Source organism: Pandoraea sp. PE-S2R-1 (genome assembly GCF_002179865.1).
GTDB lineage: Bacteria > Pseudomonadota > Gammaproteobacteria > Burkholderiales > Burkholderiaceae > Pandoraea.
In genome coordinates, this window is sequence record NZ_NGUR01000017.1 from 13,835 (window position 1) to 39,198 (window position 25,364).

22 protein-coding genes are annotated in these 25,364 nt (G+C 65.2%); 12 read left to right on the forward strand and 10 right to left on the reverse strand.

What is annotated here, in order from left to right:
- Positions 1-165: 165 nt before the first annotated feature.
- A complete protein-coding gene (locus CDV44_RS24005; protein WP_371328816.1) occupies positions 166-1,431 on the forward strand; it encodes an SGNH/GDSL hydrolase family protein in 1,266 nt (421 codons plus the stop codon).
- A 64-nt stretch (positions 1,432-1,495) separates the two neighbouring features.
- Here CDV44_RS24005 and CDV44_RS24010 read toward each other — a convergent pair whose 3' ends face one another.
- On the reverse strand, positions 1,496-2,158 hold the full coding sequence (locus CDV44_RS24010; protein ID WP_087691215.1) for a 2-hydroxychromene-2-carboxylate isomerase: 663 nt from the start codon (positions 2,156-2,158) through the stop codon (positions 1,496-1,498).
- Between the two features lie 250 nt (positions 2,159-2,408).
- Between CDV44_RS24010 and CDV44_RS24015 the strand changes: the two genes are divergently transcribed.
- On the forward strand, positions 2,409-3,461 hold the full coding sequence (locus tag CDV44_RS24015; protein WP_058375992.1) for a YeiH family protein: 1,053 nt from the start codon (positions 2,409-2,411) through the stop codon (positions 3,459-3,461).
- 135 nt (positions 3,462-3,596) lie between these two features.
- Positions 3,597-3,767, forward strand: coding sequence for a hypothetical protein (locus tag CDV44_RS28110; RefSeq protein ID WP_170936092.1), 171 nt, complete (start codon positions 3,597-3,599; stop codon positions 3,765-3,767).
- Between the two features lie 149 nt (positions 3,768-3,916).
- On the opposite strand, the gene CDV44_RS24020 is transcribed toward CDV44_RS28110, so the two are convergent.
- The 4 genes from CDV44_RS24020 to CDV44_RS24035 all read right to left on the reverse strand — a co-directional run bounded on the left by CDV44_RS24020 (position 3,917) and on the right by CDV44_RS24035 (position 6,937).
- Positions 3,917-4,816, reverse strand: coding sequence for a glycosyltransferase family 2 protein (locus CDV44_RS24020; protein WP_087691216.1), 900 nt, complete (start codon positions 4,814-4,816; stop codon positions 3,917-3,919).
- Positions 4,817-4,836: 20 nt separating this feature from the next.
- A complete protein-coding gene (locus CDV44_RS24025) occupies positions 4,837-6,138 on the reverse strand; it encodes an O-antigen ligase (protein ID WP_087691217.1) in 1,302 nt (433 codons plus the stop codon).
- Between the two features lie 132 nt (positions 6,139-6,270).
- The gene (locus CDV44_RS24030; protein WP_087691218.1) at positions 6,271-6,618 is read right to left on the reverse strand and encodes a hypothetical protein; all 348 of its coding nucleotides are present in this window, start codon (positions 6,616-6,618) and stop codon (positions 6,271-6,273) included.
- Between the two features lie 106 nt (positions 6,619-6,724).
- Positions 6,725-6,937 carry a hypothetical protein gene (locus tag CDV44_RS24035; protein WP_087691219.1) on the reverse strand — a complete coding sequence of 71 codons (213 nt, stop codon included), beginning with the start codon at positions 6,935-6,937 and terminating at the stop codon, positions 6,725-6,727.
- Positions 6,938-7,323: 386 nt separating this feature from the next.
- On the opposite strand from CDV44_RS24035, the gene CDV44_RS24040 reads away from it, so the two are divergent.
- The 3 genes from CDV44_RS24040 (at position 7,324) to CDV44_RS24050 (ending at position 10,597) form a co-directional block, all read left to right on the forward strand.
- The gene (locus CDV44_RS24040) at positions 7,324-8,277 is read left to right on the forward strand and encodes a LysR family transcriptional regulator (RefSeq protein ID WP_087691220.1); all 954 of its coding nucleotides are present in this window, start codon (positions 7,324-7,326) and stop codon (positions 8,275-8,277) included.
- A gap of 262 nt (positions 8,278-8,539) precedes the next feature.
- Positions 8,540-9,193: a DUF4286 family protein gene (locus CDV44_RS24045; RefSeq protein ID WP_087691221.1), complete on the forward strand. Its 654-nt coding sequence runs from the start codon at positions 8,540-8,542 to the stop codon at positions 9,191-9,193.
- A 60-nt stretch (positions 9,194-9,253) separates the two neighbouring features.
- Complete coding sequence (locus CDV44_RS24050; protein ID WP_087691222.1) at positions 9,254-10,597, forward strand: MFS transporter; 1,344 nt, start codon at positions 9,254-9,256, stop codon at positions 10,595-10,597.
- A 109-nt stretch (positions 10,598-10,706) separates the two neighbouring features.
- On the opposite strand, the gene CDV44_RS24055 is transcribed toward CDV44_RS24050, so the two are convergent.
- The 4 genes from CDV44_RS24055 to CDV44_RS24070 all read right to left on the reverse strand — a co-directional run bounded on the left by CDV44_RS24055 (position 10,707) and on the right by CDV44_RS24070 (position 16,933).
- On the reverse strand, positions 10,707-13,457 hold the full coding sequence (locus CDV44_RS24055; RefSeq protein ID WP_249277699.1) for an ATP-binding protein: 2,751 nt from the start codon (positions 13,455-13,457) through the stop codon (positions 10,707-10,709).
- Positions 13,454-14,296, reverse strand: a complete 843-nt coding sequence (locus CDV44_RS24060; RefSeq protein ID WP_249277725.1) for a helix-turn-helix domain-containing protein — start codon at positions 14,294-14,296, stop codon at positions 13,454-13,456. Before CDV44_RS24060 ends, CDV44_RS24055 begins: the two co-directional genes overlap by 4 nt.
- Positions 14,297-14,744: 448 nt before the next feature.
- Positions 14,745-16,046, reverse strand: a complete 1,302-nt coding sequence (locus tag CDV44_RS24065; protein WP_087691224.1) for a UDP-N-acetylglucosamine 1-carboxyvinyltransferase — start codon at positions 16,044-16,046, stop codon at positions 14,745-14,747.
- A gap of 131 nt (positions 16,047-16,177) precedes the next feature.
- On the reverse strand, positions 16,178-16,933 hold the full coding sequence (locus CDV44_RS24070) for a GntR family transcriptional regulator (RefSeq protein WP_249277700.1): 756 nt from the start codon (positions 16,931-16,933) through the stop codon (positions 16,178-16,180).
- Positions 16,934-17,259: 326 nt separating this feature from the next.
- Here CDV44_RS24070 and CDV44_RS24075 point away from each other — a divergent pair, with 326 nt between their 5' ends.
- From CDV44_RS24075 to CDV44_RS24100, 6 genes are all read left to right on the forward strand, one after another.
- On the forward strand, positions 17,260-17,514 hold the full coding sequence (locus CDV44_RS24075; protein WP_087691226.1) for a DUF3311 domain-containing protein: 255 nt from the start codon (positions 17,260-17,262) through the stop codon (positions 17,512-17,514).
- On the forward strand, positions 17,511-18,986 hold the full coding sequence (locus tag CDV44_RS24080; protein ID WP_058375984.1) for a sodium:solute symporter: 1,476 nt from the start codon (positions 17,511-17,513) through the stop codon (positions 18,984-18,986). Before CDV44_RS24075 ends, CDV44_RS24080 begins: the two co-directional genes overlap by 4 nt.
- Before the next feature lie 3 nt (positions 18,987-18,989).
- Positions 18,990-20,210 carry an amidohydrolase family protein gene (locus tag CDV44_RS24085; RefSeq protein WP_087691227.1) on the forward strand — a complete coding sequence of 407 codons (1,221 nt, stop codon included), beginning with the start codon at positions 18,990-18,992 and terminating at the stop codon, positions 20,208-20,210.
- Positions 20,207-21,487, forward strand: coding sequence for an MFS transporter (locus CDV44_RS24090; RefSeq protein ID WP_087691228.1), 1,281 nt, complete (start codon positions 20,207-20,209; stop codon positions 21,485-21,487). The genes CDV44_RS24085 and CDV44_RS24090 overlap by 4 nt, the downstream gene beginning before the upstream one ends.
- Positions 21,488-21,729: 242 nt before the next feature.
- Entirely contained in the window at positions 21,730-22,773 is a 1,044-nt protein-coding gene (locus CDV44_RS24095; RefSeq protein WP_141118801.1) for an alpha/beta hydrolase, read from the forward strand.
- A gap of 7 nt (positions 22,774-22,780) precedes the next feature.
- A complete protein-coding gene (locus tag CDV44_RS24100) occupies positions 22,781-24,301 on the forward strand; it encodes an MATE family efflux transporter (RefSeq protein ID WP_087691230.1) in 1,521 nt (506 codons plus the stop codon).
- Positions 24,302-24,333: 32 nt separating this feature from the next.
- Here the strand turns inward: CDV44_RS24100 and CDV44_RS24105 are convergent, their stop codons facing one another.
- On the reverse strand, positions 24,334-25,239 hold the full coding sequence (locus CDV44_RS24105; RefSeq protein ID WP_087691231.1) for a LysR substrate-binding domain-containing protein: 906 nt from the start codon (positions 25,237-25,239) through the stop codon (positions 24,334-24,336).
- Positions 25,240-25,364: the final 125 nt, after the last annotated feature.

The window sequence follows — 25,364 nt, forward strand, 5'->3', positions numbered from 1 at the left end:
GCGGCTGTCGTCGACGGGCCGTGGCTGAGTTTGATCATGGCTGCGCCGCTGTCATCGATGCCCCCGATGTCCCCTGATGTCTTGATGTTCCCGATACCGCCGATGCCCCGGTTTTCTCTCAAAGACGGTCTGCACCGCGTTCGCGCTGTCTTGTGCGTGCCCTCACTGCGCGCACGCCCCATGGTCTCCACGCTCAACGTTCTCGCGGCAACGGCCGCCCTGACGCTATGCGCGTCGCCCGCGATTGCGCAGAACACGCGTGTCGGCACATGGGCCACGGCACCTCAGGCGGTGGCGCAGCATCCTGCCGCGCCGTCGTTCAACCGCGCGCCGGCCGTTGGCGGCCGCACAGTGCGGCAAGTCATTTATCCGAGCCTGTCCGGTGGTGAAGTGCGGGTGCGCTTCACCAATGCCTATGGCACGCAGCCGCTCGTGATCGAGCGGGCAAGCGTGGCGGCATCCGTGCGTGGGGCGGCGATCGATGTGTCGACTTTGCGCGCGCTGACCTTCGGCGGTCAGCCGGTCGCGAAGATTGCGCCGGGCGCATCGCTTGAGAGCGACCCGGTCGCCATCACGGTTCGGGCGGGGGCGCCGCTGGCCATCAGCCTGTTCACCCGTGAGGCGCAAACGCCGACCACGTGGCACAAGATTGCCCAACAGACGGCGTTTCTGAGCGGGGCCGGCGATTTCGTCGATAGCGAAGCGCCGACGGCGTTTCGTACCAAGTTCACCAACACCCTGTGGCTGGCCGGCGTGAGCGTCGTGCCAGCAACACCTGCACACGCCATCGTCACCATCGGCGACTCGATCACCGACGGCATGCGCAGCTCGATCAATGCCAACCATCGCTGGCCGGATGTGCTGGCGCGCCGCCTCGAAGCCGCCGGCCGGCGCGATATCTCAGTGCTGAATCTCGGCATCAGCGGTAACCGCCTGCTGCACGATTCGGCGTGCTACGGCGAGCGGCTGGTGGCTCGCTTCAGGCGCGACGCGCTGGAGCAGCCGGGTGTGCGCACGGTGGTCGTGCAGATTGGGATCAACGACATTAACTTCGGCTACGTGCCGCCGCACGCCGGTCTCGACTGCGACGTGCCGCACGTGATCGTGAGCGCCCCCGAGATGATCGCGGGCTATCAGACGCTGATTGCCGCGGCGCGTGCCCGAGGGGTGCGGATTCTGGGCACCACGATTCCGCCCGGCAAGCTGCCCCCCGAGCGGGAAGCCGTGCGTGAAGCGGTCAATACGTGGGTGCGCACGGGCGGGGCGTTCGATGGCGTGATCGATTTCGACGCGGCGTTGCGCGATCCGGGGCAACCGACGCGAATGCTGCCGCGGCTCGACAGCGGCGACGGCACCCATCCGAGCGATGCCGGCTACGCGGCGATGGCCGATGCGGTACCGCTGCCGCTGGTGCTGGGCACCGGCAAGTAAGGCGGCGTACTCACCTTCGCGCTACCTCGCAGCGGGCACTGAGCGGCAAGCGATAGCGCTTCGATCAGCGCTCGCGCCTGACGCCGACCGTGATTTGCTGCAACCGCTCGACTTCCGGCGAATGCAGCCACTCCGGATGCGCCAGACAGTGTTTGAGCAGGACCGTGGCGTCGTCTCCCCAGTACAACTCGCCGTCGCAGGCAAACGTCGGCACGCCGAAGACCCCGGCTGCAATCGCCGCCTCGGTGTTCGCGCGCAACCCGGCCTTGACCTCGGCGGCGTCGGTGCGCGCCGCCGCGTCTTCCGGTGACAGCCCCAGCCGTTCACTCAGATCGCGCCAACCCGCCTTATCGGTGACATCGCGCCCTTCCGCCCAGATAAAGCGAAAAATCGTGCGAACCACCTCGTGCGTGGCCCCGAGCGCGACGGCCAACCGCAAGACGCGAATCGGGTGGAAAGGGTGAACGGGCGGCATACGAAACGCAATCCCATCCTGCTCCGCGCGAAATTGCGCCATGCGATACGTGAAGATGCGCTTGGCCGGAATCTCGGCTGGTCCCTGCGTCTGCACATGGACGAGGATCGCCCCGAGCACGATGGGTTTGAGTTCGATGGTGAGCGAGCGGGGCAGCGTGTCGAAGCGCTCGAACTGGAGATAGGCGAAGGGCGATGAGAAATCGAAATACCAGTCGGCGTGGTGCGTCCGGGTATCGGTAGCTTGCGACATGAGGCGGGTCTCCGGGTTTTTTGGGTTCTGGATGTCACGCAAAGCAGGCTTCGGAGAGTGTAGCGCAGACCCCTGCGAGTCACCTGCTGGTGGCATTTGCCGCAACCCGCTGCGGAAAACCTAACGAATTCAGCGAGTTAGCCGGGATTTCCATAAATATCGGGAATATTTATATATCGTATCCGATATAACGATTTTTATTATTGAAGCGGTTTTCTTAGACTGGCAAGCATTCAAGAGGAGTGCAGCCATGACAACGAGAACCCACGACGCCCGTCCCGCTTCGGCATCCCGCCCGGATACGCTGGTGCCGGATCAACACAACCCGTGGGCCGGCCTCGTTCTCTCGACAGTCATTGCCTTTGTCGCCCTGCTGCTCGGCCGCCAGATGCCGCTCGTCGGTGGCCCGGTGTTCGGCATTCTGCTGGGCATTCTGGTGCGCAATATCTTCGCCCCCGGCGCACGCTACGAAGCCGGCATCAAGTTCGCTTCGAAGTACGTGTTGCAGTGGTCGATCATCGCGTTGGGCTTCGGTCTGAGCTTGTCGCAGGTGGCGCACACCGGTCTTGACTCACTGGCTGTCACGGCCGTGACGATTACCGCCGCCGGTCTGTCGGCATGGGGGCTCGGCCGCATGCTGGGCGTCGGCGGCAAACTCAAGCTGCTGATCGGTATCGGCACGGCGATTTGCGGCGGGTCGGCCATCGCGGCTGTCACCCCGATCGTCAAGCCGGACGACCACGAAACCGCCTTCGCCATTTCGACCATCTTTCTGTTCAACATCGCCGCCGTGGTGCTGTTCCCGATGCTCGGGCACATGCTCCACCTCTCGGATCTGGGCTTTGGCATGTGGGCCGGTACCGCCATCAACGACACGTCGTCGGTGGTCGCCGCCGGGTACAGCTACAGCAAGGAAGCCGGTGACTACGCCACGATCGTCAAGCTGACCCGCGCCACGCTGATCATCCCGATCTGTCTGACGCTGGCCGCCATCGTCGCCTATCGCGCCAAGCGCTCGGGTGCCGGTAACTTCAGCCTTGCCCGCATCTTCCCGTGGTTCATCCTGGGCTTTCTGGTGGCCTCGGGCATCCGTACCGCCGGTCTGGTGCCGCCGGTCTTGCAACCCTGGATTCACGACGCGGCTGAATTCCTGATCATCGTGGCACTGACGGCCATCGGCCTGTCGTCGAACCTGCGCCGCATGGCGTCGACCGGCATCCGGCCGATTCTGCTGGGTCTCGGGGTGTGGGCGGCGGTGTCGGTCAGCAGCCTTGCCGTGCAGCTTGCGATGGGACAACTCTGACCCAACGACGACGCCAAACGGGCTTAGGGCGGATCTGGTCCTAGGGCAGACCCGGCGGGCAAGCCGGCATGTGTCGCCTAGAATGCAATCACGCACCGTCGCTGACGGTGCGTGAAGCATTTCTGGGAGACGAACATGGGAACCTCGTTCGGAGAGATCTGGTACACGATCGGCGCGCTGGCCGTCATTGCGCTGCTCGCGGGCATGGTGTGGGAGTTGGGCGTGTGGTGGACGCGGCACCCCGACAACAGCGCCGTGCAGCGCCTGGAACACGCCTGGGCCCGCATCCGGCATCCACGGCAATGAGTGAGCGCGGCAGCGCCGTCCTGATACGCTGAACGGCCCGCGCTGCCCGAAATGACCACGGCCGGCATATCAGCCGGCCGCGTGGGTGAGTGTGTCTTGCCTGCTGACGGAAATACCGGACCGTCAGGCCGCCATGAATGGCGTGAGGCTCAGGACTTGTCGAACTTCAGATGGCTCGGGACGTTCTTGTCCCAACGCGCCAGATCTTCCAGCGGATAGGGCTTGCCACCGTGCAACGCGCGCTTGATGCGGCTCTTGCCGCTGGGCAGCGGTACATTGGGCAGCGCATCGCCTGCCGGTGTACCGGCGTGATCGAGATAATCACGCTTGAACTCCGCCTGCGTCATTCCCCACTTCATCAGAAACTCGCGGCTGCCGCGATTCTTGATCACACGGCCCGTCGAGCGGCAGCCGAAGTGATAGACCACGCTCTTGCCGACGATCCGGAAGGTGCGGCAGCCGACCAGCCAGAGCTTCATCAGGAAGTCGTCGTCGCTGCTCATACCCGGTCCGAACTCGATGCTGTAGCCCCCGACCAGATGCCAGAGACTGCGGCTCACCAGCGTGGGTTGCGTGGGCACACCATTGACATCGTCGCGCCCGAGTGACTTCGCGAACGCTAGCAGCGCGGCTTCGTCGAAGGTTTCGGTCGTGGTGCCGAAGTCCTGCGAGACGACTTGTTTGCTCACGCCCGCGTTGGGCTCGATCATCACCGACGACAGGTAGTAGACCGGCGTGTCGAGCGCACGGGCGGCCTCGATGAGCGCGGTGTCCCAGCCGGGCGTCACGAACATGTCGTCGTTCAGGAACAACAACTGATCGTGCGACGCCAGCGGGGCGAGCTGGTTGAGCGCGAGACAAACGCCGACGTTGCCGGTGCTGTGCGTGTGGCGCAAGCCTTGCTCACGCACCCAGGCAAGTGTGCCGTCGCTGCCGTCGTTGACGTGGACCAGAATCTCGTGGGCATCGCCCGAGTGCCGTCGCACGCTGTCGATACACAGCTTGAGGAACGGCAGGTTATTCCAGGTCGGGATCAGAATGCTTAGCATGGAGGGACTACGGCCTCGGGTTAGGAACGTTCGGCCGCAACAGCGGTGTCGCGTGGGCTGTCAGGATAGGCAAGCGCGGCCAAAAGCGCCAGCATCGTGGCGTAGAAAGCCACAGTGACCTTCAGGTTGAAGGTCTCGACCGTCAGGCCGAACACGGCAAACGACACGGCAGTCATCAACCCCATGAGCGCAGCCCGTTGCTCGCGTCTGCGCGGTTGCAAGGCGCCGACGCGAATGAAGAAGTAGGCCGGGCCAAGATACACGCCGAGGATCGCCAGCAGCCCGAGCAGCCCGTAATCGGCGAAGTACGCGAGGATCTGGTTGTGAACCTCGCCCTTGCCGTAATCGGCCGCCATCGGGGTGAGATCGCCTGCCGCTGCCATTGCGGGCATCGCGTTCCGGTATCCGTGTGCCCCGAGCCCCGTCCACGGATTCTCGCGGATGAGCTTCACGGCCGTCTTCCACAATTCGAGCCGGATGCCGATGGACGTATCGGCCTGGCCGGCGCTCAGACTCGCAAGATCCGAGTGAATGTTGTTGAATCGGTCTCTGACGGTGCTCGAGAGGAAGCTGCTGGCCACTAGCACGACGGCCACCCCTGCAATGACGGCCCGGCGCTTCAGGTTGGCCGAATGCGGTCGGCAAAGCAGCCAAATGACAAGCAAAACGGGTAATGCTACCCAGCCCCCGCGTGACTGACTCGCCCACGATGCGTAGCATCCGGCGGCCCCCCCGATCAGCTTGAAGATGACGAGCCAGAACCGGTCACGGGCAAGCCAATGAATCGACACGACCGAGAGCACGCCGAGCAGCAGCGCGATATCGCCAAAGTGAATGGGGTTGAGAAACGTGCTTTCCGCACGAGGGGCGAGCGTTTCAGCCGTCGAATACAGCGCCATGAAGGCCGCCGAGATGGCGCCCAGTCCGAAGGTCAGATCGATCCACCGGGGAATAATCGATGCAATATGGCGCAGCCCGAGAAAGACCAGCACGGCGAGCAGAAAGCGAGCCGGGGAATCGAGCGTATTGGCGACCACGTCGCGGTGCAGCAATTCGACGAAAACGATCGCGACGATCGGCAGACACAGCGAGGCGACGAAGACATTGAAGTATGGGCCTGCCGGGATGTCGGGGCGCCCCCTGGGGCACTTGCGCATCGCGAAAAGCGCGGCTGCGCCACAGGCGACGATGAGGAACACCACGGTATTCCCGCCACGCGGAACGACCAGCGCGGCAGCCGGGAACAGCAGAATGAGGATGCCGACAATCGTGGCAAACAGATGCCGACCGGGATTGCGGGTCGGCGCATGGGCCTTGCTCATTGGATACCTGGCAGACTTCGTCAAATAAAACTGCACGAAGTATGCCAGAAATGGCGGTGGGAACCGGCCTTTACGTGCCCCGGTTTGTGAAGGCGCAACAAGCCGTCTCGCCGAGGCCTGCCCCGTCTTGACTCAGAGGTTCATTGCCCCAAGCACGCCGCACAGGTGCAGCGCGACGTGGGTCCATGCGGCTTCGTCGTAGGAATCGCCCTCGCGGGCCTGCCGTTGCGCTGCGTGAAACACGCGCCACATGGCTGCGGCGCTCGATGGCGTACCGCCCGCCAACTGATATTGGCGTTGCAGCGCCTCCGCGAGCCAGGGCTGCTCCTGCGCGCAGGCTTCGGCGTAGGCCTCGACGGCGATACGGGCAAAGGGATCGATTGCCGGGTCGAGCACGACTTCCTGGCGCGCCGCCATTTTCGGCACGGCGGACAGGGCATGGCTGTGGACGGCGGCCTGGCGTGTGTGGTGGTGTTTCATGTCGGTCTCGTCTCGTTGGCCGCACCGGACGTTCCGGCGCGGGCTTCCTTACGTGGACTCAAGTTGACTCAGGTGGACCCGGTCGCCCGGTCACTTGGTCGGTCAGTCAGTCGTTTTCCATGTCGCGGATGAACAGCATCGCCGCGAGCTTGGCCTGATCGATACTGGCGAACGTTCGGCCGTCCATCGGCCAGACATCCACCAGCACGGCGTAATTGCCGGGCCGATCGGCCTGCATGATGCGAATGTAGTGCTGGCGGAACACGCAACGCGCGAGTTCCACGGTCGGATGCGGACGGCGAAAATGGGCTGATGACATGACAGTCTCCAGGGAATCGGCCCTCCGGCCTCGACGGGCCGTTACCTGAATTCAGCAAATCTCATGCCATGCGTCTCGAAAATCTTAACTATTTGATTTGTAAGGCGTGACGCGGTGGGAAGGGCAACCGCCCCCGTCGTAATCTTGCTAAAACGTTACGGAAACGAAACATCGCCGGAACGCGGGACGTAACAAGCGACGGTTGCCCGGCTTGAGCGGCTTGAGCGGCTTGATCGCCCTGAGCGGGATTACGCGGCACCGAGGCGGCGTGTGGATTTGTGTTCCACTAAAATGGGCAGATACGCGGGTCGACGTCGCAAATTGCGGCGCCTTCCTGTGGCGCCCTCCATGATTTCGCTCCCGGACACCCGTCTTCGCCACGCTGCATGAACCTTCGCTTTCTCGAAACCTTCGTCTGGCTCGCCAAGTTGCGCAATTTCCGCCTGACCGCCGAACGGCTGCACACCACGCAGGCGGGCGTCTCGAGCCGGATCGCGTCGCTAGAACAGAGTTTCGGCGTGCGCTTGTTCGATCGCAGCGCGCGCGAGGTCACGCTGACGGCCGCCGGCCAGAAGGCGCTGGCGTATGCCGAGCGCATCGTCATGCTGGGTCAGGAGATGAAGCGCGAGCTCTCCGACCCCGACATGCCGCCGGGCGTGCTCAAGATCGGCGTTGTGGAGTCGATCGTGCACAGCTGGTTCCCCGATCTGGCGGCCCGGATTCACCGGGAGTATCCGCAACTCGAGATCGAGGTCACCAGCGAGACGACCATCAACCTGTGCAAGCAACTCGAAGCGGGTTCGCTCGATCTGGTGTTGCAGACCGACATGCAGCACGGCACCGGCATCGATAACCTGCCGCTGGCCGAGTTTCCGATGCGCTGGGTCGCCAGCCCCAAGCTCAACCTGAAAGGCGAGACGCTCGATGTGGCCGACCTCGCGGCCTATTCGCTGGTGAGCTTCTCGCGCAATTCGGGGCCGCACAAGACGCTGGAGCGGATGTTCTCCGTCGCAGCCGAGCGGCCGGTGCGGGTGCACTGCATGACCTCGGTGGCGGCGATCATCCGGCTGGTGGTCGACGGCTTCGGCGTTGCGATGCTGCCGCCCGCCATCATTCAGCGCGAACTGGGCGAGCACAGCCTGCATTTGCTGCGCGTGAACGCCAATTTCCCCAATCTGCCGCTGGTCGGCTCATTTCGCACCGGCGCACTGCTCGCCGAGAACGTCGCCCGCCTTGCGCAACGCACCGCGAGCGAGTTCGCGCTCAACATGGGGCCGGATATCGCCATTCCGCCCGCCGCCGCCATGACGGCCCCGGCCTGGGGCGACGCGGAGTCCTGATGACCCCGGCGGCCGCCCGGCTTTGTCCGGCGCGCCTGCGCGCGGCCATCGGCGGCCCATGCGTGACTAATGGGTGACTAATGGCTGACTAATGGGCAGGTCATCCGAGGGTCATAAGAATTTGCTGTTACGGCAAATTTGATTTCTTGTTGGACGCCTTTTCCCCGGTTTTGCACACTCGGAACAACGGTCGAGCCATGCGCATGCAGCGATGCGATGCGCCGGCCGGCCCCCGATTGTCGAAACCGATGGAAATTGCCTCATGACTGCCACTGCCCCGCGCGCCCAACTCTGCATCTGGACGAATATCGACCCGGCTTTCGAAGCGGACTTCAACCGCTGGTACGACCGGGAGCACATGCAGGAGCGCGTGGCGATTCCGGGTTTCCGGTTTGCACGCCGCTTCAAGGCGCTGCACGACACGCCGCGCCCGTATCTCGCGCTGTACTGCACGCAGGACGCCGGTGTGTTCACCAGCGAGCCCTACGCGCAAGCCTTCAACCACCAGACGGAATGGTCGCTGCGCAACTTCGCCCGCATGCAGGGCACGCAGCGCCGCGTCGGCACACTCGACGTGGAAGCCGGTGAAGGGCAGGGCGGTCAACTTGCCGCCTTTGTGCTCGACGAGGCCACCGTCGCCAAGTCGCACGCCCGTCTCGCGTCGCAACTGACTGAGCTGGCACAAGCCGACGGCATCGTGCGCGCCACGCTGCAAGTCACGGTGCCGCGTCTGTCGGTCTCGCTCACCGCCAAAGACGCGCCGCTGCCGCCCGCCGATGCGGTCGTGCTCATCGAAGGTAGCGACGCTGAAGCCGTGCGTGCTGCTGCCGAGGCGCTCGCCGCCACGTACGGCGTGCCGGCTGCCGACGTCACACGTTTCGCGATGCTCTGGCGCCTCGGTGCCGGTGACGACTGATTCTCCCCGCGCCACCTCACGCGATCTCACGCCCCGATCCGCCCCCTCCCGGAGACACACATGACAACTTACACGGACGCTCGCGACACCCGTGGCAACGACGCTGACACCGCCGCTGCCGAGGCGCGCAAGCAACGGTCGAAAAAAGGCCGTCTCGCCACGGCCAGCATGGTCGGCACCACGCTCGAATGGTATGACTTCACGGTCTACAACACGCTCGCCGCGCTGGTCTTCAACCACCTGTTCTTCCCGTCGGTCGATCCGCTCGCAGGCACGATTCTCGCGTTGTCGACGTATGCGGTCGGTTATGTGTCGCGCCCGCTGGGCGGCATGGTCTTCGGCAACCTCGGCGACAAGATCGGCCGCCGCGCCGTACTCGTGCTCACACTCGTGGTGATGGGGCTGACAACGGGCCTGATGGGGTTGCTGCCGACGTATGCGTCGATCGGCATCTGGAGCCCGGTGCTGCTGGTGGCGCTGCGCTTCGTGCAGGGCGTGGCGCTCGGCGGCGAGTGGGCCGGTGCCGTGCTGCTGTCGGTGGAACATGGCGATCAGCGCAAGCGCGGTCTGAACGCGTCATGGACGCAGGTCGGACCGTCGTTCGGCACGTTGCTGGCGACGGGGTTGATTGCACTCATCACGCTGGCGATCTCGCCGGAAGACTTCCTCTCGTGGGGCTGGCGCGTGCCGTTCCTGCTGAGCCTGGTGCTGGTGGCCTTCGGCCTGTGGGTGCGTCGCGGGGTGGAAGAAACGCCGATGTTCGAAGCGATGGCGCACTCGGATCGTCAGGCGGAAATGCCGATTGCCGACGTGTTCCGCTCGCACTGGCGCAATCTGCTGGTCGCCGGCGGTTCGCGCATCGGTTCGGACGTGCTCTATGCGCTGATGGTCGTCTTCACGCTGACGTACGTGACCGGCACGCTGCACCTGTCGCGCCCGCTCGCGCTCACTGCGGTGCTGATCGGTACGGCCTTCAACGCGCTGACGGTGCCGCTGTTCGGCGCGCTTTCCGACAAACTCGGCCGTCGTCCGGTGTATGGCTTCGGTGTGTTGTGTGCGGTGATCTGGGCGTATGGGTTCTTCGTGCTGCTCGATACGGCGAGCCCCGCGCTGATCGTGTTGTCGGTGGTGATCGGGCTGGTGATTCACGCGATCATGTACGGGCCGCAGGCGGCGTTTGTCACCGAGCAATTCCCGACACGCGTGCGCTACGCCGGGTCGTCGCTGGCTTACACGCTCGCGGGCATTCTCGGCGGGGGCTTCGCGCCGCTGATCATCGTGAGTCTGTACAAGGAGTTCGGGACGACGGTGTCGGTGTCGCTCTACGTGACGGCGGCGCTCGCGATTACGGCGATTGCGCTGTTTGCTGCGCGCGAGACCGCGCACAAGCCGCTCAAGGACTGAAGGTTCGCGACACGTCGCGATCGGCAAGAAACGAAAACGGCACGCTACCCGGCGTGCCGTTTTTCATTTGTCGCGATGTCTACCGACTACCGTCTGGCGCGGTTGCGCATCACGCTTCGCACAACGCTTCGAGACTGGCCAGATCGCCGCGCTGGGCCAGTTGATGCACCTGACGCGCGAAGCCGTCGAACTGCGGTGCCTGTTCGCTCAATCCGCAGGCCCAGTCCATCAGATCGGTGATGGCGCCGAGCGCGATCAGCTGACGGGCTTGTTGCAGGTGTTCAGGCGGCGGACGCACGATGACGGCATTGGCCTCGTCATGCGCCGGGGCCCGGACGTCATCGCGTTGCAGGTCGAGCAAACGTGCGAGCGTGTTGCGCAGGTCGGCGAGTTCGATCGGCTTGAGCAGGCAGGCGGTATAGCCCCCGTCCGACGCCACCACCTGCGGTGACGCTGAAATGGCCAACACCGGCATGCCGGGCCAGTAACGTCGCACCGCGCGCGCGACGCTCAGCCCGTCGGCGTTCGGCATCATGTGATCCGTCAGCACCAGATCGGGGGCCGTCTCAAGCGGATTGCCCAGCGCGGCAATCAGCGCGACGCCGTCGCCGAACGTGCTCACGGTGAAGCCCAGACTGGCCAGTTCGTCATGCAGGAACTGGCGGATTTCAGGGGAATCTTCTGCGAGCCAGATGTGATGGCCGGTGCCGTCGAGCGAGGGGAGTGCATGCATCGCGCCTGCGAGCGACTGCGCCACAAGATCGCCTTCGTGCGCGATCTGTAGCGGCAGCGTGAACGCCACGCGTGTGCCCACATTGGGGGTGCTGTCGATGGAGATCGTGCCCTTCATGCGCTCGACCCATTGCCGCACGATGGCCAGACCCAGCCCGACACCGGGAAGACGCCGCGCACGGTCGAGTCGCGCGAACGGTTCGAACACACGCGACAGGTCTTCCTTCGCGATACCGCAACCGGAGTCTTCGACGCCGAAACACACGTGGACCAAGTCACGTCGCGTGATGTCGGGCGATGCGGAGAGCGTGAGAGTGATGGTGCCGTCGGCGGTGTACTTCGCGGCATTGTCGAGCAGGTTGCCCAGCACCTGCCGCACCCGTTTGGCATCGAGGGTGAGCAACGGCGGCAACGTGGCGCGAATGTCGAGCAGGAACGCATTGCCGTGTTTGCGCGCGAGGCTCATGCCCTCCTGCGCGACGCCGTCGATGAAGGCGTGGGTGTAGACAGGGGCGACGTGCAGCGCGTCGGCCGCGCCACCGCCGGCGTATTCGATCAGGTCGTTGATCATCGCGAGCATGTGATGCGCGCTGCGACGGATGATGCGGCCCCGGTCGGCGTCTTCGCGCCCGCCGGCCTGAACGAGATCGGCAAAGCCGATGATCGACGTGAGCGGCGTGCGCAGATCGTGGCTGATGCGCGCAAGGAAGTCGCTCTTGGCGCTGCTGGCTTCGTCGGCGGCGATCAGTGCGGCTTGTAGCTCACGCGTGCGCGAATCGACGGCGTTGGCGAGCCGCGCCTGTTCTTCGCGACGGGTCTCCAGCACTTCCTGCCGGGCAGCGCGCTGCTTGCGTTCCAACTCACGCGAACGGCCGGCCACGATGACCGACAGCATGATCAGCACCGACAAGTTGGTGCTCCACGCCATCGCCGTGTTGGCCAGCCAGTCTTCCGGCAACAGGCCTCTGATGATGGCCAGACGCCAGAACAACACCACGCAGCCCGGCGAGAACGACAGCAGGCACAGCCGCGCGTTATTGAGGCCCCGCCGCCAGCCGTCGAGCATCGACACCACCCAGACGACGTTGAAGACGCTGAGCAATTGCAGATGCGTGAAGGCCGCCGCGCGGTGATCGCCGAACGCCACCCAGACGGTCATGCACGCCATGATCGCGATCATGGCGCGGTAGACCCACCGCCAGAGCCGCACCCGGTTGAGGCCCGAGAAGATGACGACCATGGCGCTGAAGACGCCCGCCGTGAGCGTCGAGAACAGACTCGGCGCGCGGACGATGAATTCGCCCCCCTGCGGCAGGATGTAGCGGTAGATGAAGCCTTGGAACGCCATGTCCTGCGCCACCTGCGTGAGCGTGGTGAGCGCGAGCAGGGTGAACACGATGTCGCGCCGCGCGATGCCGAGTACGAGCGTGTACAGCGCAATGGTCAGCATCGAGCCGGCCAGCAGCATCGCCACCATGGCGTTGCGCGATTCGATCCGCCGGAAGTCGTCCGGCACCCAAAGTTGCGGCACGATGCTGACCGACGAGCGGGTCTGCACGCGAACGGCGAACGTCAGGCTTTCGCCGGGGGCCAGCGAGATCGGGAAGACGGATGTCTCGGAGCGAATCGGATGCCGGGCGAGCGGCACGGTGTGCCCAGCAAGCCACGTGATCGTGGGTTGCGTGGTGCCGGTGGGCATCGCGTAAAAGCGCACGTCTTCGAGCCGCACGATGCCGATGCTGAGCCAGCGGGTGACCGGCTGGCTGCCGGGATTATCGATGACCCCGCGAATCCAGAACGCCGACTCGCTGTAGCCGGGGTTGAGCATCTTGGGCGTGACGTCGCGCCAGCCGGGGGCGGCGAGCGCTTGCGCCGCGTCGAGCTTGGCCGAGGGGTCCACCAGCAGGCGCAGTTCCTTGTCGAGCTTGAGCGGCGACGGCGCGTCGGCGATATCGATGGCTGATGGTGATGGCGATGCCGTTGCCGCTTCCGATGTCGATGTCGATGTTGAGACCGGCGTGGTGGCGAGCGCACCGTGGGCGAGCATCAGCCAACCGAGCAGTATGACGATGGCCCACACTGCCCGCCGCCATCCTTGCGCCGGACTTCCCGCAGGCGCAGCGGTCATTGCGACGATCCCGGCGCGTCCCCGGGGGCGGCATCACCGGTGCGTGTGTCTTGCGTGTCTTTGCTATCGGGCGTATCGAGCGTATCGGGCACGGTGTGTGCGCCGCGCTCGCGAAAGCCGCTGGGCGGCATGCCGAAGCGCTCGCGAAACGCGGTCGCGAAGTTGGCTGCGCTGGCAAAGCCGACGGCACTGGCGATGTCCTGCACGTCGAGCGAGGTCTCCGTCAGCAGGCGGCGCGCTTCCTTCATGCGCTCTTCGCGCAGAAAGTCGAAGACGGTCACGCCCACGCAACGGCGAAACGCCAGATTCAGCCGCCGGGTGTTGGTGCCGACGGCGTTGGCCAGTCCCGCCAGTTCCGGCGTGACGTCGAGCTGACCCAGCAGCAGCGCGCGCGTGGCGCGATAGAGCACGGCATCGAGCGTGTGGGCCTGCACCGGCAACGGCGCTTCGTGGGCGATCGCCGCCACGGGTGCGGCGGGCATGGCCGCAGTGGTCGTGGCGGCCGGCGCGGGCGCATTGGCCTTGAGGTGAATCGACAGGCGCAGGCGCACTTCTTCGAAGTCGTAGGGCTTGGTCACATAGTCGACCGCGCCCGCCGTAAGCCCGGCGACGCGCTCGCCCGGCAAGGCGGCGGCGGTGAGGAAAATCAGGGGAATGTGGCGCGTGCCGGGGTCGGCCTTGAGCAGGCGGCAAGCCCCGAGGCCGTCGCAGACCGGCATGCGGATATCCATCAGGATGAGATCGGGCTGCACAGTGCGCGCCTTGGTGTAGCCGTCGCGGCCGTCCTGCGCGATGTAGACCCGGCAGCCTTGCTGGCTGAGGAAATCCATCAGCAGCATGCGGTCTTCCTGATTGTCGTCGACCACGAGCACGCGCGCGCCGGACAACTGGCGGGCATGGGCGGAGGCGGACCATGGAGTGCCGGCACGGCGTGCAGCAGCCGTGGAATGAACTGTGCCGGACGGCGGCAAGGGCAGGGGGCGATCGCTCATGATGGCCGTCATTCTTTCACATTCGATCCGGAGTACCGGGAGGATGTGGCGCGTTTTGCCATGCACGCCAAATATTTTTCCGTCAGGCAAACGTCACATGCTGTCGGGCAAAGGTGTCGTGCCGTCCGGCAATAGCGACTCAGGTAAGGTCAGCCGTCGGGTTCGCCGCAGCGATGACCGGCGTGCAGGCGATCGGGGGGTCGTTTGCCGTTGGCGCGCTGCTCTGTGCGAGCCCGGCCCCCCCGGGGGGGACCGGACACCGGTTTTGCAAGCCTGCCGATACCCTGACGAAACCTTATTCCGGTTCGGTCCACACGACGTTGGCGCCGACCGAGCACAGGTTCTCGACAAAGCGCGGATGCGCGCGTTTGATCGGCAACGCATTCTTGATCGTCGATTGGCCGTCGATACTCGACGCCACCATCAGCAGCGCAATCGCCACCCGAATGATGTACGGACTCTCGACCACCGCCGGCGAGAGCGGAATGCCGCCGAACGTGATCAGGCGATGCGGGTCGGACTGAAACACGTGCGCGCCGAACTTCGACAATTCCGTCGACCAGCCCATGGCGCCGTCGTAGACCTTATTCCAGAACATGGCGCTGCCTTCGGCCTTCACGCCCAGCGCAATGAAGATCGGCAACAGGTCGACCGGGAAATAGGGCCACGGTGCGGCTTCCACCTTCGTCAGAATGTTCTTCGTGAACGGCGTCTGCACCTTGAGCGGGCCCTGCGCCGTCGCCGTGGACCAGCCGTCGCGATGCTCCACCTTCACGCCGAATTTGGCGAACGTGCGGTCGATCAGCGGGAACTGCTCCGGGGCGGTGTTCTTGACGGTGATCTCGCCGCCGGTAATCGCACCGAGCGCGAGGAACGTGGTGATTTCGTGGAAGTCTTCCGAGAAGCGGAATTCACCGCCGCCGAAACTCGACACGCCTTCGATGGCCAGTTGCGAGGTACCCACGCCTTCGATCGGCACGCCCAGCATCTGCATGAAGCGGCAGAACTCCTGCACGTGCGGCTCCGACGCCGCGTTGTTCAACTGCGAGCGTCCGTTGGCCGAGGCGGCGCACAGCACGAAGTTTTCCGTGGTGGTCACCGACGCGTAGTCGAGCCAGTGGTGAATCGCCGGGCGGGCGCTGTCGGCGTGGATGAGCAGCGAGCCTTCGGTGCGCTCGACGCGTCCGCCGAAGTGGCGCAGCACTTCAATGTGCGGATCGATTTCGCGCACACCCAGCGTGCAGCCCTTGATGTTGTCTTCGATGCGCGCGACGCCAAAACGCGCGAGCAGCGGCGGCACCAGCATGATCGACGAGCGCATCTCTTCGGGCAGATGGTCGGTGCGCGGGTCGAACTTCGTATTCAGGTGATGCACGTCGAGCGTACCGGCGTCGAAGTCGACGCTGACATCGCTGCCGAGCTGGCGAAAGATGTCGAGGATCTTGCGAACGTCGGTGATCTCGGGCACGCCGATGAGGCGCACCGGCTTGTCGGTGAGCAGCGTGGCGCACAGCACCGGCAGGACGGCATTCTTGTTGGCGGAGGGGGTGATGCGGCCGCGCAGGGGCTGGCCGCCGTGGACTACCAGATGGGACATGGGCTTCCTTCGGGCTTCTTGCGTCAAGCGGGGTGGTCCGTGAATCCGTGAATCGGTGGATCGGGGGATCGGGTTGAGGCGAAATATACCCCGATTGCGCCGGGTGTGCGACGTGACCCGTGCGTCGCCGCTCAGCGCACCGCCGCGTTGGCGAATGCCTCGGCAAAGATCGCGTGGAAGTCGGGCGTCTCGGCGGCCGCCGCCCGCGTGAGTACGCGCGCTTCCAGCTCGTCCAGATGGGCTGTCGCCAATGCCACCGCCGCCTGCGTTTCGCCTGCCCGCAGCCGGGCCACCAACTGCGCGTGCTCGGTGGGCGCGCAATGGATGAACTCCGCCGGGTCGAACAACGCCTTGTAGAGCTCGGTTTTCGCGACCAGCTGACGCGCAAAGGCTTCGAGCTCGGCGCTGTTTGCCGTGTCGATCAACTTTAGATGGAATTCGCCAGCGAGCCGGATCGAGCGCTCGTGCGTGCCCTGCGCATGCGAATCGGCCTCCTCAGCCACGTGCGCGTCGAGCTGCGCGAGTTGCGCCGTGCTCAATTGACCGCAAACACTCGTGATCACGCCGGTTTCCAGCACGCGCCGGGCGCGGTAGGTCTGGCGGATGTCGTCAAGCGAGGGTTGCGGCACAAAGGCGCCGCGATTGGGTTCGAGCACCAGCTTGCCTTCGAAGCCCAGCCGGGCGAGCACCTTGCGCACCGCCCCGCGCGTGCAGTCGAACGCCTGCGCGAGGTTGCGCTCGCGCAGCGGCATGCCCGGGCGCAGCTTGCCCGAGAGCAAGGCCTGCGAAATGGCGGCATACACCCGTGCCTCGATTTGCTGTCCCGCGCTCCCGGCGCTGAGGGAATCTTCTGCCGGTGCCTCGTGGGCCTCTGCGGTGCGGCTCAAACCAACCCTCCTCATGAATCGAAATGCGAACCCGGCCGTAGACCCGGCGGCGGACTCAACGGCGAATTGCCAGCAAATTCTTTACACCCGTGCGCCAGCAAAGCCCCGGCAGACGTGTCTGTGGGGCGCATTGTACCCGTCGCCTCCATTCGCTTGTTCGTCTGCGGAAAACCCTCGGTTTGACCCTTGCCGCCCCCGCGACCTTGCATTTTGGCATCGCACTGTCGATAATGGTCAACAAAAATGGTTAACCATTTTATGGCTAAAACCATCGAGCCGCACGACAGCGGCCATCCCCCTTGGATTTGTTTGGGTCTGGAGACGTCATGAAACTCGTACATTGCCTGGCCGCGTTGCCTATCGCGGCCTTCTACAGCGGCGGCTGGCTCGCCGAACATGTGGGCACCCAGCTCGCCGGTCTGCCGTTCCTGATGACATGGAACATCGTCTGGCTGCTGCTCACCTCGGTTGTCATGGTGGTGATGTTCCGCTTTGACGGTTCACGCGAGGCCGCTGCGGCCGACCGTGCCAGCGCGGCGTCCGCCGCCAAGGGCCAGAAGGCCCCGGGAGCCGCGTCATGAATGCCGCACTCACCGTGATTGCGGCGTTTCTCGCCTTTGCCTTGTTTATCGGCCTGCGCGCACGCCGCGGCCGCAAGATGAGCCTTGAGCAATGGGCCGTGGGCGGGCGTGGCTTCGGCACGCTGCTGGTGTTCCTGTTGATGGCCGGCGAGGCCTTTTCGACTTTCACGTTTCTGGGCGCGAGCGGTTGGGCCTACAGCAAGGGGCCGCCCGCGTTCTACATCCTCGCTTACGGGGCGCTCGCTTATCTGCTCGGCTACTGGATGCTGCCGGCGGCATGGCGTCACGCCACACGTCACAACTGCGTGTCGTTCTCGGACTTCTTCGCCACGGCGTACCGCTCGCGGGCGCTGGGCGTGGTGGTGTCACTGGTCGCCGTGCTGGGCATGAGCGCGTTGCTGATCATTCAGTTGCGCGGGCTCGGCATCATCGTGTCCGAAGCGTCGTACGGCACGATTACGCCGACGGTTGCGATCTGGTGCGGTGCCATCGCGATGGTGCTCTACATCACGGTGTCGGGCATCCACGGGTCGGCGAGCATCGCGATTTACAAGGACATCCTGATTCTCGTGATCGCGGTGTTCCTCGGCATCTATCTGCCGTTGCACTACTTCGGCGGGTTTGGCGAAATGTTCGACCGTATCGAAGCGGCGCGTCCGGGCTTCCTGCAAATGCCGACGAGCGGTCTCACGCTGTCCTGGTACAACTCGACGATTCTGCTGACCTCGCTGGGCTATTACCTGTATCCGTATGTCTTCACGTCGGTGTACGCGGCGAAGAGCGAGACGGCCGTGCGGAAAAACACCATCCTGATGCCGCTGTATCAGATGGTCATCGCGTTCATGTTCTTCGTGGGCTTTGCGGCGATTCTGCAAGTGCCGGGGCTCACCGGTGCCGATTCGGATCTGGCGTTGCTGCGCATCGTGAAGCAGACGTTCTCGCCGTGGTTCGTCGGCGTGATCGGTGGCGTCGGGGTGTTGACCGCGCTGGTGCCGGGTTCGATGATTCTGCTCAACGCGTCGACGCTGCTCGCCAAGAACGTCTATCGCGACGGCTTTGCACCGCACGCCAGCGACGCCTTCGTGGCCAAGCTCGCCAAGCGCGTGCTGCCGGTCTTCGGGCTGGTTGCTGTGTTCTTCGTGTTGCGCGGTGGTGCGACGTTCGTCGCGCTGGCGCTGTTCGCATCGAGCTTGCTCACGCAGTTGTTCCCGTCGTTCGTGGCCAGTTTGTTGCCGCGTCCGTTCGGCAACAAGTACGGCGCGTTTGCCGGGATTGGGGCGGGCGCCGTGGTGCTGGCGCTGGCCGTGACGCTCGACGTCAATTTGCATACGTTGCTGCCGGGCGCACCGGACACGGTGGCATCGATCAACATGGGGCTCGTCGCACTGGCCGTGAACGCGGTAACGTTCGTGATCGTCAGCGTGTTGACGCGGGCTCGCAATGTGGCGCCGGGACTGGCGCAGGGAACTTGATTCATGACAGCACTGGAAACTCTGGAAATTCGCAATGCCCGCGCACTCGACGGGTCGCGCGTCGCCGTGCGCATCGAACGCACGGCGGACGGCCGGGCGACGATCGCGGCCATCGGGGCGTCGTTGCCTGACGCACCCGCTGCGGCCGGCGGTATCGAGTCGATCGATGCGCAGGGCGCGCTGCTGATGCCCGGTCTGGTGGAAGCGCACACGCATCTGGACAAGACCGCGTGGGGCATGCCGTGGTACGTGAACGAATGCGGTTCGCGCCTGATCGATCGCATCGACAACGAGCGGTCGTGGCGTGCGAGCAGCGGGCATGATGCCGGTGCCGCCTCGCTCGCGCTCGGCCGTGCGTTTCTGGCGGCCGGCACGACGCGACTGCGCACCCACGTCGACATCGATACCGACGCCGGGCTGCGCCATCTCGACGGCGTGCTTGCTACCCGCGAGACGCTGGCCGACACGCTCGACATGCAGATCGTGGCGTTCCCGCAATCGGGCGTGCTCGACCGCGAAGGCACCGTTGCCTTGCTCGACGAATCGCTTGCGCGAGGTGCCGACGTGCTGGGCTGGCTCGACCCGTGCGCCATCGACCGCGACCCGGCGAAGTCGCTCGATGCGATGTTTGCGCTGGCCGACAAGCATGGCTGCCCCGTCGACATTCATTTGCACGAGCCGGGCGAGATGGGCGTGTTCTCGTTCGAACTGATGCTGGAGCGCATTGCTGCACTCGGCATGCAAGGCAAGGTCGTCGTCTCGCACGCGTTTTGTCTGGGGGAACTGCACGCCGCGCGTGCCGAGGCGCTGCTCGCTCGCCTGGCCGACGCCGGTGTGTCGCTCATCACGACCGCGCCGCCGTCACGCGTGGTGCCGCCCCTGATGGCTTGCCGCCGTGCCGGTGTGCCGCTCGCGGGCGGTAACGACGGCATTCGCGATACGTGGACACCTTATGGCTCGCCCGACATGCTGGAGCGCGCCATGATGATCGGCCTGCGCTACAACCTGCGCCGCGACGACGAGCTCGACATGGCGCTCGACTGCGTGACGCATCAGGGCGCGCAGGTGTGCGGCTTTCAGGACTACGGCTTGCAGGTGGGCGCACGCGCCGATCTGGTGCTGGTGGATGCCTTGAACGCCGCACAGGCCATCGTCACGCGTGCGCCGCGTCGCTGGGTGGTGGCGAACGGACGCGTCGTCGTGCGTGAGGGCGTGGCGGTATGACGCTTTGGCTTGCGATTGTCGCGGTCGGCCTGACGCTGCGCCCGACACTCACGTCCATCAGTCCGCTGCTGCCGCAGATTCGCGAAGCCACCGGGATGAGCTTTCCGGTGGCGGCGCTGCTCACGTCATTGCCCGTGCTCGCCATGGGCGCGGGCGCCTTCGCCGCCAGCAGCCTCACCCGGCGGCTGGGCGAACGGCGCGGCGTACTACTCGGACTGGCGGCGCTCGCGCTGGCGTGTGGCGTGCGATTCGTCGCCGACGACACGGTGCTCATGCTGGCGACGGCGCTTGCGTCGGGCATCGGCATCGCCATCATTCAGGCATTGCTCCCCGGTGTCGTGAAAGCGAACTACAGCGCCGCGCGCATGACTGCGATGATGGGCATCTATTCGGCGGCGCTTATGGGCGGCGGCGGGCTGGGCGCTGCGGCGAGTCCGTGGGCGTCGTCGCTGGCCGACGACTGGCGCGTCGGGCTGGGGATGTGGCTCGCCGTGGTCGGTGCCGCCGCGCTCGCGTGGTGGCGCGCACCGCTCGGCGTTCCTGCGGTGACAGGGGTCGACGTTTCGGAGGCGCTGGCGGCACGCCACGCCGAGTTGTTGGGCAAACATGGCGAATATGGCAAGAAACGCGTGAGCGCGAAGCCTGCGACGAGCGCCGCGACGCGTGAGCCTTCCATGCTCGATCTGCTGCGCAATCGCCGTGCGTGGACACTGGCGGTCTATTTCGGTCTGATCAACTGTACCTACACGACGATGGTCGCGTGGCTGCCGCCGTTTTATCAGCAGGCGGGCATGAGTGCGACGCAAAGCGGTGCGCTGCTCGCCGGGCTGACGGCCTGTCAGGTCGTTGCGGCGCTGGCCTTGCCGTGGCTGGCGCGGCGCAATGTCGACCGTCGCCGATGGCTCACGCTGGCGCTCGTGGCGACGCTCGCCGGGCTGGTCGGTCTGGTGTTCGCCCCCGAGGCGGCGCCGTGGCTCTGGATCGGTGCAATTGGTTTCGGACTGGGCGGCACGTTCTCGCTCGGCCTTGTCCTCGCGCTGGATCATCATGCGCACCCCCGCCATGCGGCTGCGCTCGCGGCGTTCATGCAAGGCGTGGGCTTCTGCATCGCGGCGCTGGCCCCGTTCGCCGCTGGCGCGGTGCGTGCGCTGACCGGTGGTTTCACCCCGGCGTGGGTTGCCCTCGTCGGCGTGAACCTTGCCCTGATTGCGCTGACCTGGCGCTTCGATCCGGAAGGTTATGCGTCGGCGCTCGGCCGGCGATTCTCCCTACCGTGATTCCGGTCATCCTGTGCGTCCCGTTGCCGCACGGGGCGGCACACGAAGTCATGCGACCCGCAAGCGTCAGGCTTCGCACGCGTTGCGCACGCGAGACACGCTTCCGACACGCAAAAATCATGCGAGCCCCGCTGCAATTCACGCTAAGATGACCCATCGTGTGATGCCGCAGCGGGACTTCGGCGCGAGACCGGTGTCCTGACTTTGCACTTCCAGAAATCAGGGGAGAACGGATGCTCGGAATGGCGCGCTGGACAGTGGGACGACCGCTCGGGACGATGCTCGGCGCGCTCGCCTTGTTCGCCGCCTGCGCCGTGAGCACCGCCGTTCTGCTTCCCTCGACTGCCACGGCCGCCGATACCTCAATCGTCGGCAAGCTTTTCCCGAAAGCGGCCTCGGCGCCTTCTGCGGCTTCGTCTCCTTCCGCCGCCTCTTCCGCTTCTTCATCTTCTTCAGCTTCCGCCGCAAGTTCCGCTACCGCTACGCCTTCGTCTGCCGCCACGGGCACCGATCAGCGCGTGTTGCGCAGCGACGGCGCGAACGTCATGTTGCATGTGTTTCGTCCTAGCGTGGCGTGCAACGGACTCGCCGTGCTGAGCCCCGGCGCGGGCGACGACCGTGACGCGCTGGCGTGGCTTGGCCGCGCACTCTCGCAATACGGCTGGCTCGCCATCACCATGGCGCATAAGGAAGACAACGGCCGCGACGCGTTACGCGATCGCGTGCGAAGCGGTGGCATGCGCGACGGTTCGCTGGCGCTTCCTACGGATCCCGAAGTGTATGACGACCGTCTCGAAGACACAGGGGCAGCACTGCGCTGGGGACGCTCGCAATGCCGTACCGGCCCCACCGTCTTCTTCGGGCATGCGGCTGGGGCGGCGACAGTGATGTTCGAGGCCGGCGCAAAGAACAAGCTCGGGCTGGACAGCGACGACCGTTTCGATGGCTACGTGGTGCTCTCGCCGCAAGGGCCCGGGCCGATCTTTCCGGCCGGGGCATGGCATGACATCCGCAAGCCCATGCTGCTGGTCACGGGCACGCGCGACGCGCCGCTCGACGGCAAGTGGCAGGAGCGCACCACGCCTTATGCCGATCTGCCGCCGGGCTGCCACTGGCTTGCCGTGGTCGACGGTGCCACGCACTACAACTTTGCGGGCTTCGGCTACGGGCATCCCGATATCGAGGCGAAGGTCCTGCCGCTGATCGAGCGCTTTCTCGACAACCTGCGCGCGCACCGATGCGCGGTGCCCACACCGGCGGCGGGCGTGAAGCTCGACACGAAGTAAGACACCCATGGCCGAACAAGACCTCACCCGCGGACCGATCGGCAAAACCCTCTTCTGGTTTTCTCTGCCCGTGCTGGGCAGCAATGTGCTCCAGTCGCTCAACGCGTCGATCAACGCGATGTGGATCGGGCACTATCTGGGCGAGTCGGCGCTCACGGCGGCGTCGAACGCCAACATCCTGCTGTTCTTCCTGCTCGGTGTCGTGTTCGGCATCAGCATGGCCAACACCATTCTCATCGGCCAGTCGATTGGTGCGAAGAATCACGTGCTCACGCAGCGCATCGTCGGCACGAGTGCGACGTTCTTCGTGCTGATGTCCACGGCGGTGGCGGTCTTCGGCTACATCTTCACGCCGGAATTGTTGAACGCGTTGGGCACACCGAGCGACGCTCGCGCGTTTGCCGTCGCCTATCTGCGCATCATCTTCGTCGCGCTGCCGGTGATGTACTTCTACAACTTCGTGATGATGGCGTTGCGCGGCGCGGGCGACGCGCGCACGCCGTTCCGCTTCATGCTGCTCTCGGCCGGGCTGGATGTGGTGCTTAACCCATTGCTGATCTTCGGCTGGGGGCCGGTGCCGCCGTTAGGCATCGCGGGGTCCGCCGGGGCCACGCTTATCGCACAGACGGTGAGTCTCGCGGCGCTGCTCTATACGCTCTACCGCCGGCGCGATCCGCTGTGGCTGCCGCGCAAGGACTGGCGGTATTTGCGGATCGACCCGGGGCTGCTGCGGCTGATCGTCGTGAAGGGCCTGCCGATGGGCCTGCAAATGGTGGTGATCTCGTCGTCGGCGATGGTGATGATGGGTTTCGTCAACGGCTACGGTTCGCAGACGACGGCGGCGTACGGCGTGGCGTCGCAGTTGTGGACGTATGTGCAGATGCCGGCGCTGGCCATCGGTGCCGGTGTGTCGTCCATGACGGCGCAGAACGTCGGCGCGGGGTTGTGGGACCGGGTCTCGCGCATCGGACGCGTCGGCGTCGGGTTGAATTTTGTCATGACAGGCACGCTGGTGGTGGCCATCCTGCTGTTCAACCGCCAGTTCATGAACGCGTTTCTGCCGGACGACGGTTACGCGATTTCGGTGGCACAGCACATCAACGCCGTGGTGGCGTGGTCGTTCGTGCTGTTCGGCGTGACGATCGTGTTGTTCGGGGTGGTGCGTGCGACAGGGGCGGTCACCGCGCCGCTGGTGATCCTGTTCGTCTCGCAATGGGTGATCCGGCTGCCGTTTGCGTGGCAGTTGCAGAAGTCGTGGGGCGCGGAGGCGATCTGGTGGAGTTTCCCGCTGGGGTTTGGGGTGTCGCTGGTGATGGCGCTCATCTACTACAAGTGGGGCAACTGGCGTGGCGTGCGGATGTTGCCGCGCGCCGCGCCGCCGGCGGTGGCGCAATCGGCTGACGCCGCGAGTGCCGCCGCCGGGCCGTCACCTGTGCCGGTGCCGCCGGTCGGTGGCGGAAGTGGCGGTGGCAGCGGGCTGACGAAACCCGCCAGTCACGGTGAAAGCGAACGCGACCCTCGCGAGTGAGCTTCGGACTACGCTGCTTCGATTCACACGGCTTAGATCCACAATGCTGCGGACTCGGCCATCGCGCTTCGCAACCACGTCAACAACGCTTGCGTCGCGGGATTCGCATCGAACGATTCGCGCGCGAGCGCCACGTAGGCCGAGCCATCGCGCACGAAGCCGTGCGGTGCGATGAGGCGTCCGGCGCGCAGTTCATCGCTCACCATGTACACCGAACCGATGGCCGCGCCCAAGCCCGCGCCTGCTGCCTGCAAACTCAAATAAAAGTGCTCGAAGGCCGGTATCGGACTACCGGATGCCCGCGCGCCGTAGCGCCCCGATGCCGGTGCATGGCCTTCGCCTTTCATCGCCCGCTGCCAGTCGTGCCATGCCTGCGGCCGGGTCCGCGTGTGCAACGGTGCGGGGTGTTCTGCCTCGAAGGCGGCTGGCAGACCGACCGGGCCGATCCACTCGTCGGCGAGCGGCTCGGCCACGAGCGAATGTCCCCAGAAGAAATCGTTGCGCCGGATCGCGACGTCCACGCCCGCGCTCGCCAGATCGATCGGTCCGCCGGCCGAATGCAGATGCAGCGCGATGTCGGGGTGCGCTTGCGCAAAAGCGCCCAGACGCGGAATCAGCCAGCGCATGGCCAGCGTCGGTTCACACGAGACCACCAACGTGCGCGAGGCCGCGACCGGTCGCAGGTTCGCCACCGTCTGTGCCAGTTGTTCGAACATCTGCCGCGTCGTGGCGTGCAGACGCTCACCCGCAGGTGTGAGAAAGACGGCGCGGTTGCGGCGTTCGAACAGCGGCAGACCGAGCGCATCTTCGAGCGTGCGTATCTGGCGGCTGACCGCGCCGTGCGTCACGAACAGCCGTTGCGCCGCCCGGGCAAAGCTCAACTCGGTGGCGGCGACATCGAAGACTTGCAGTGCATGAAGGGGCAGGGGACGGTCCATGCGTGAGAAATTATCACGTATCGGCGTGAGAAAGGATCGTTTTTCATAGCACCTCATGTTCGGCAAAATTTCACTTGCTGGGCTTTGATGGCATCGCCGTGGGGGCGGTCTCCGGCCCGGATACG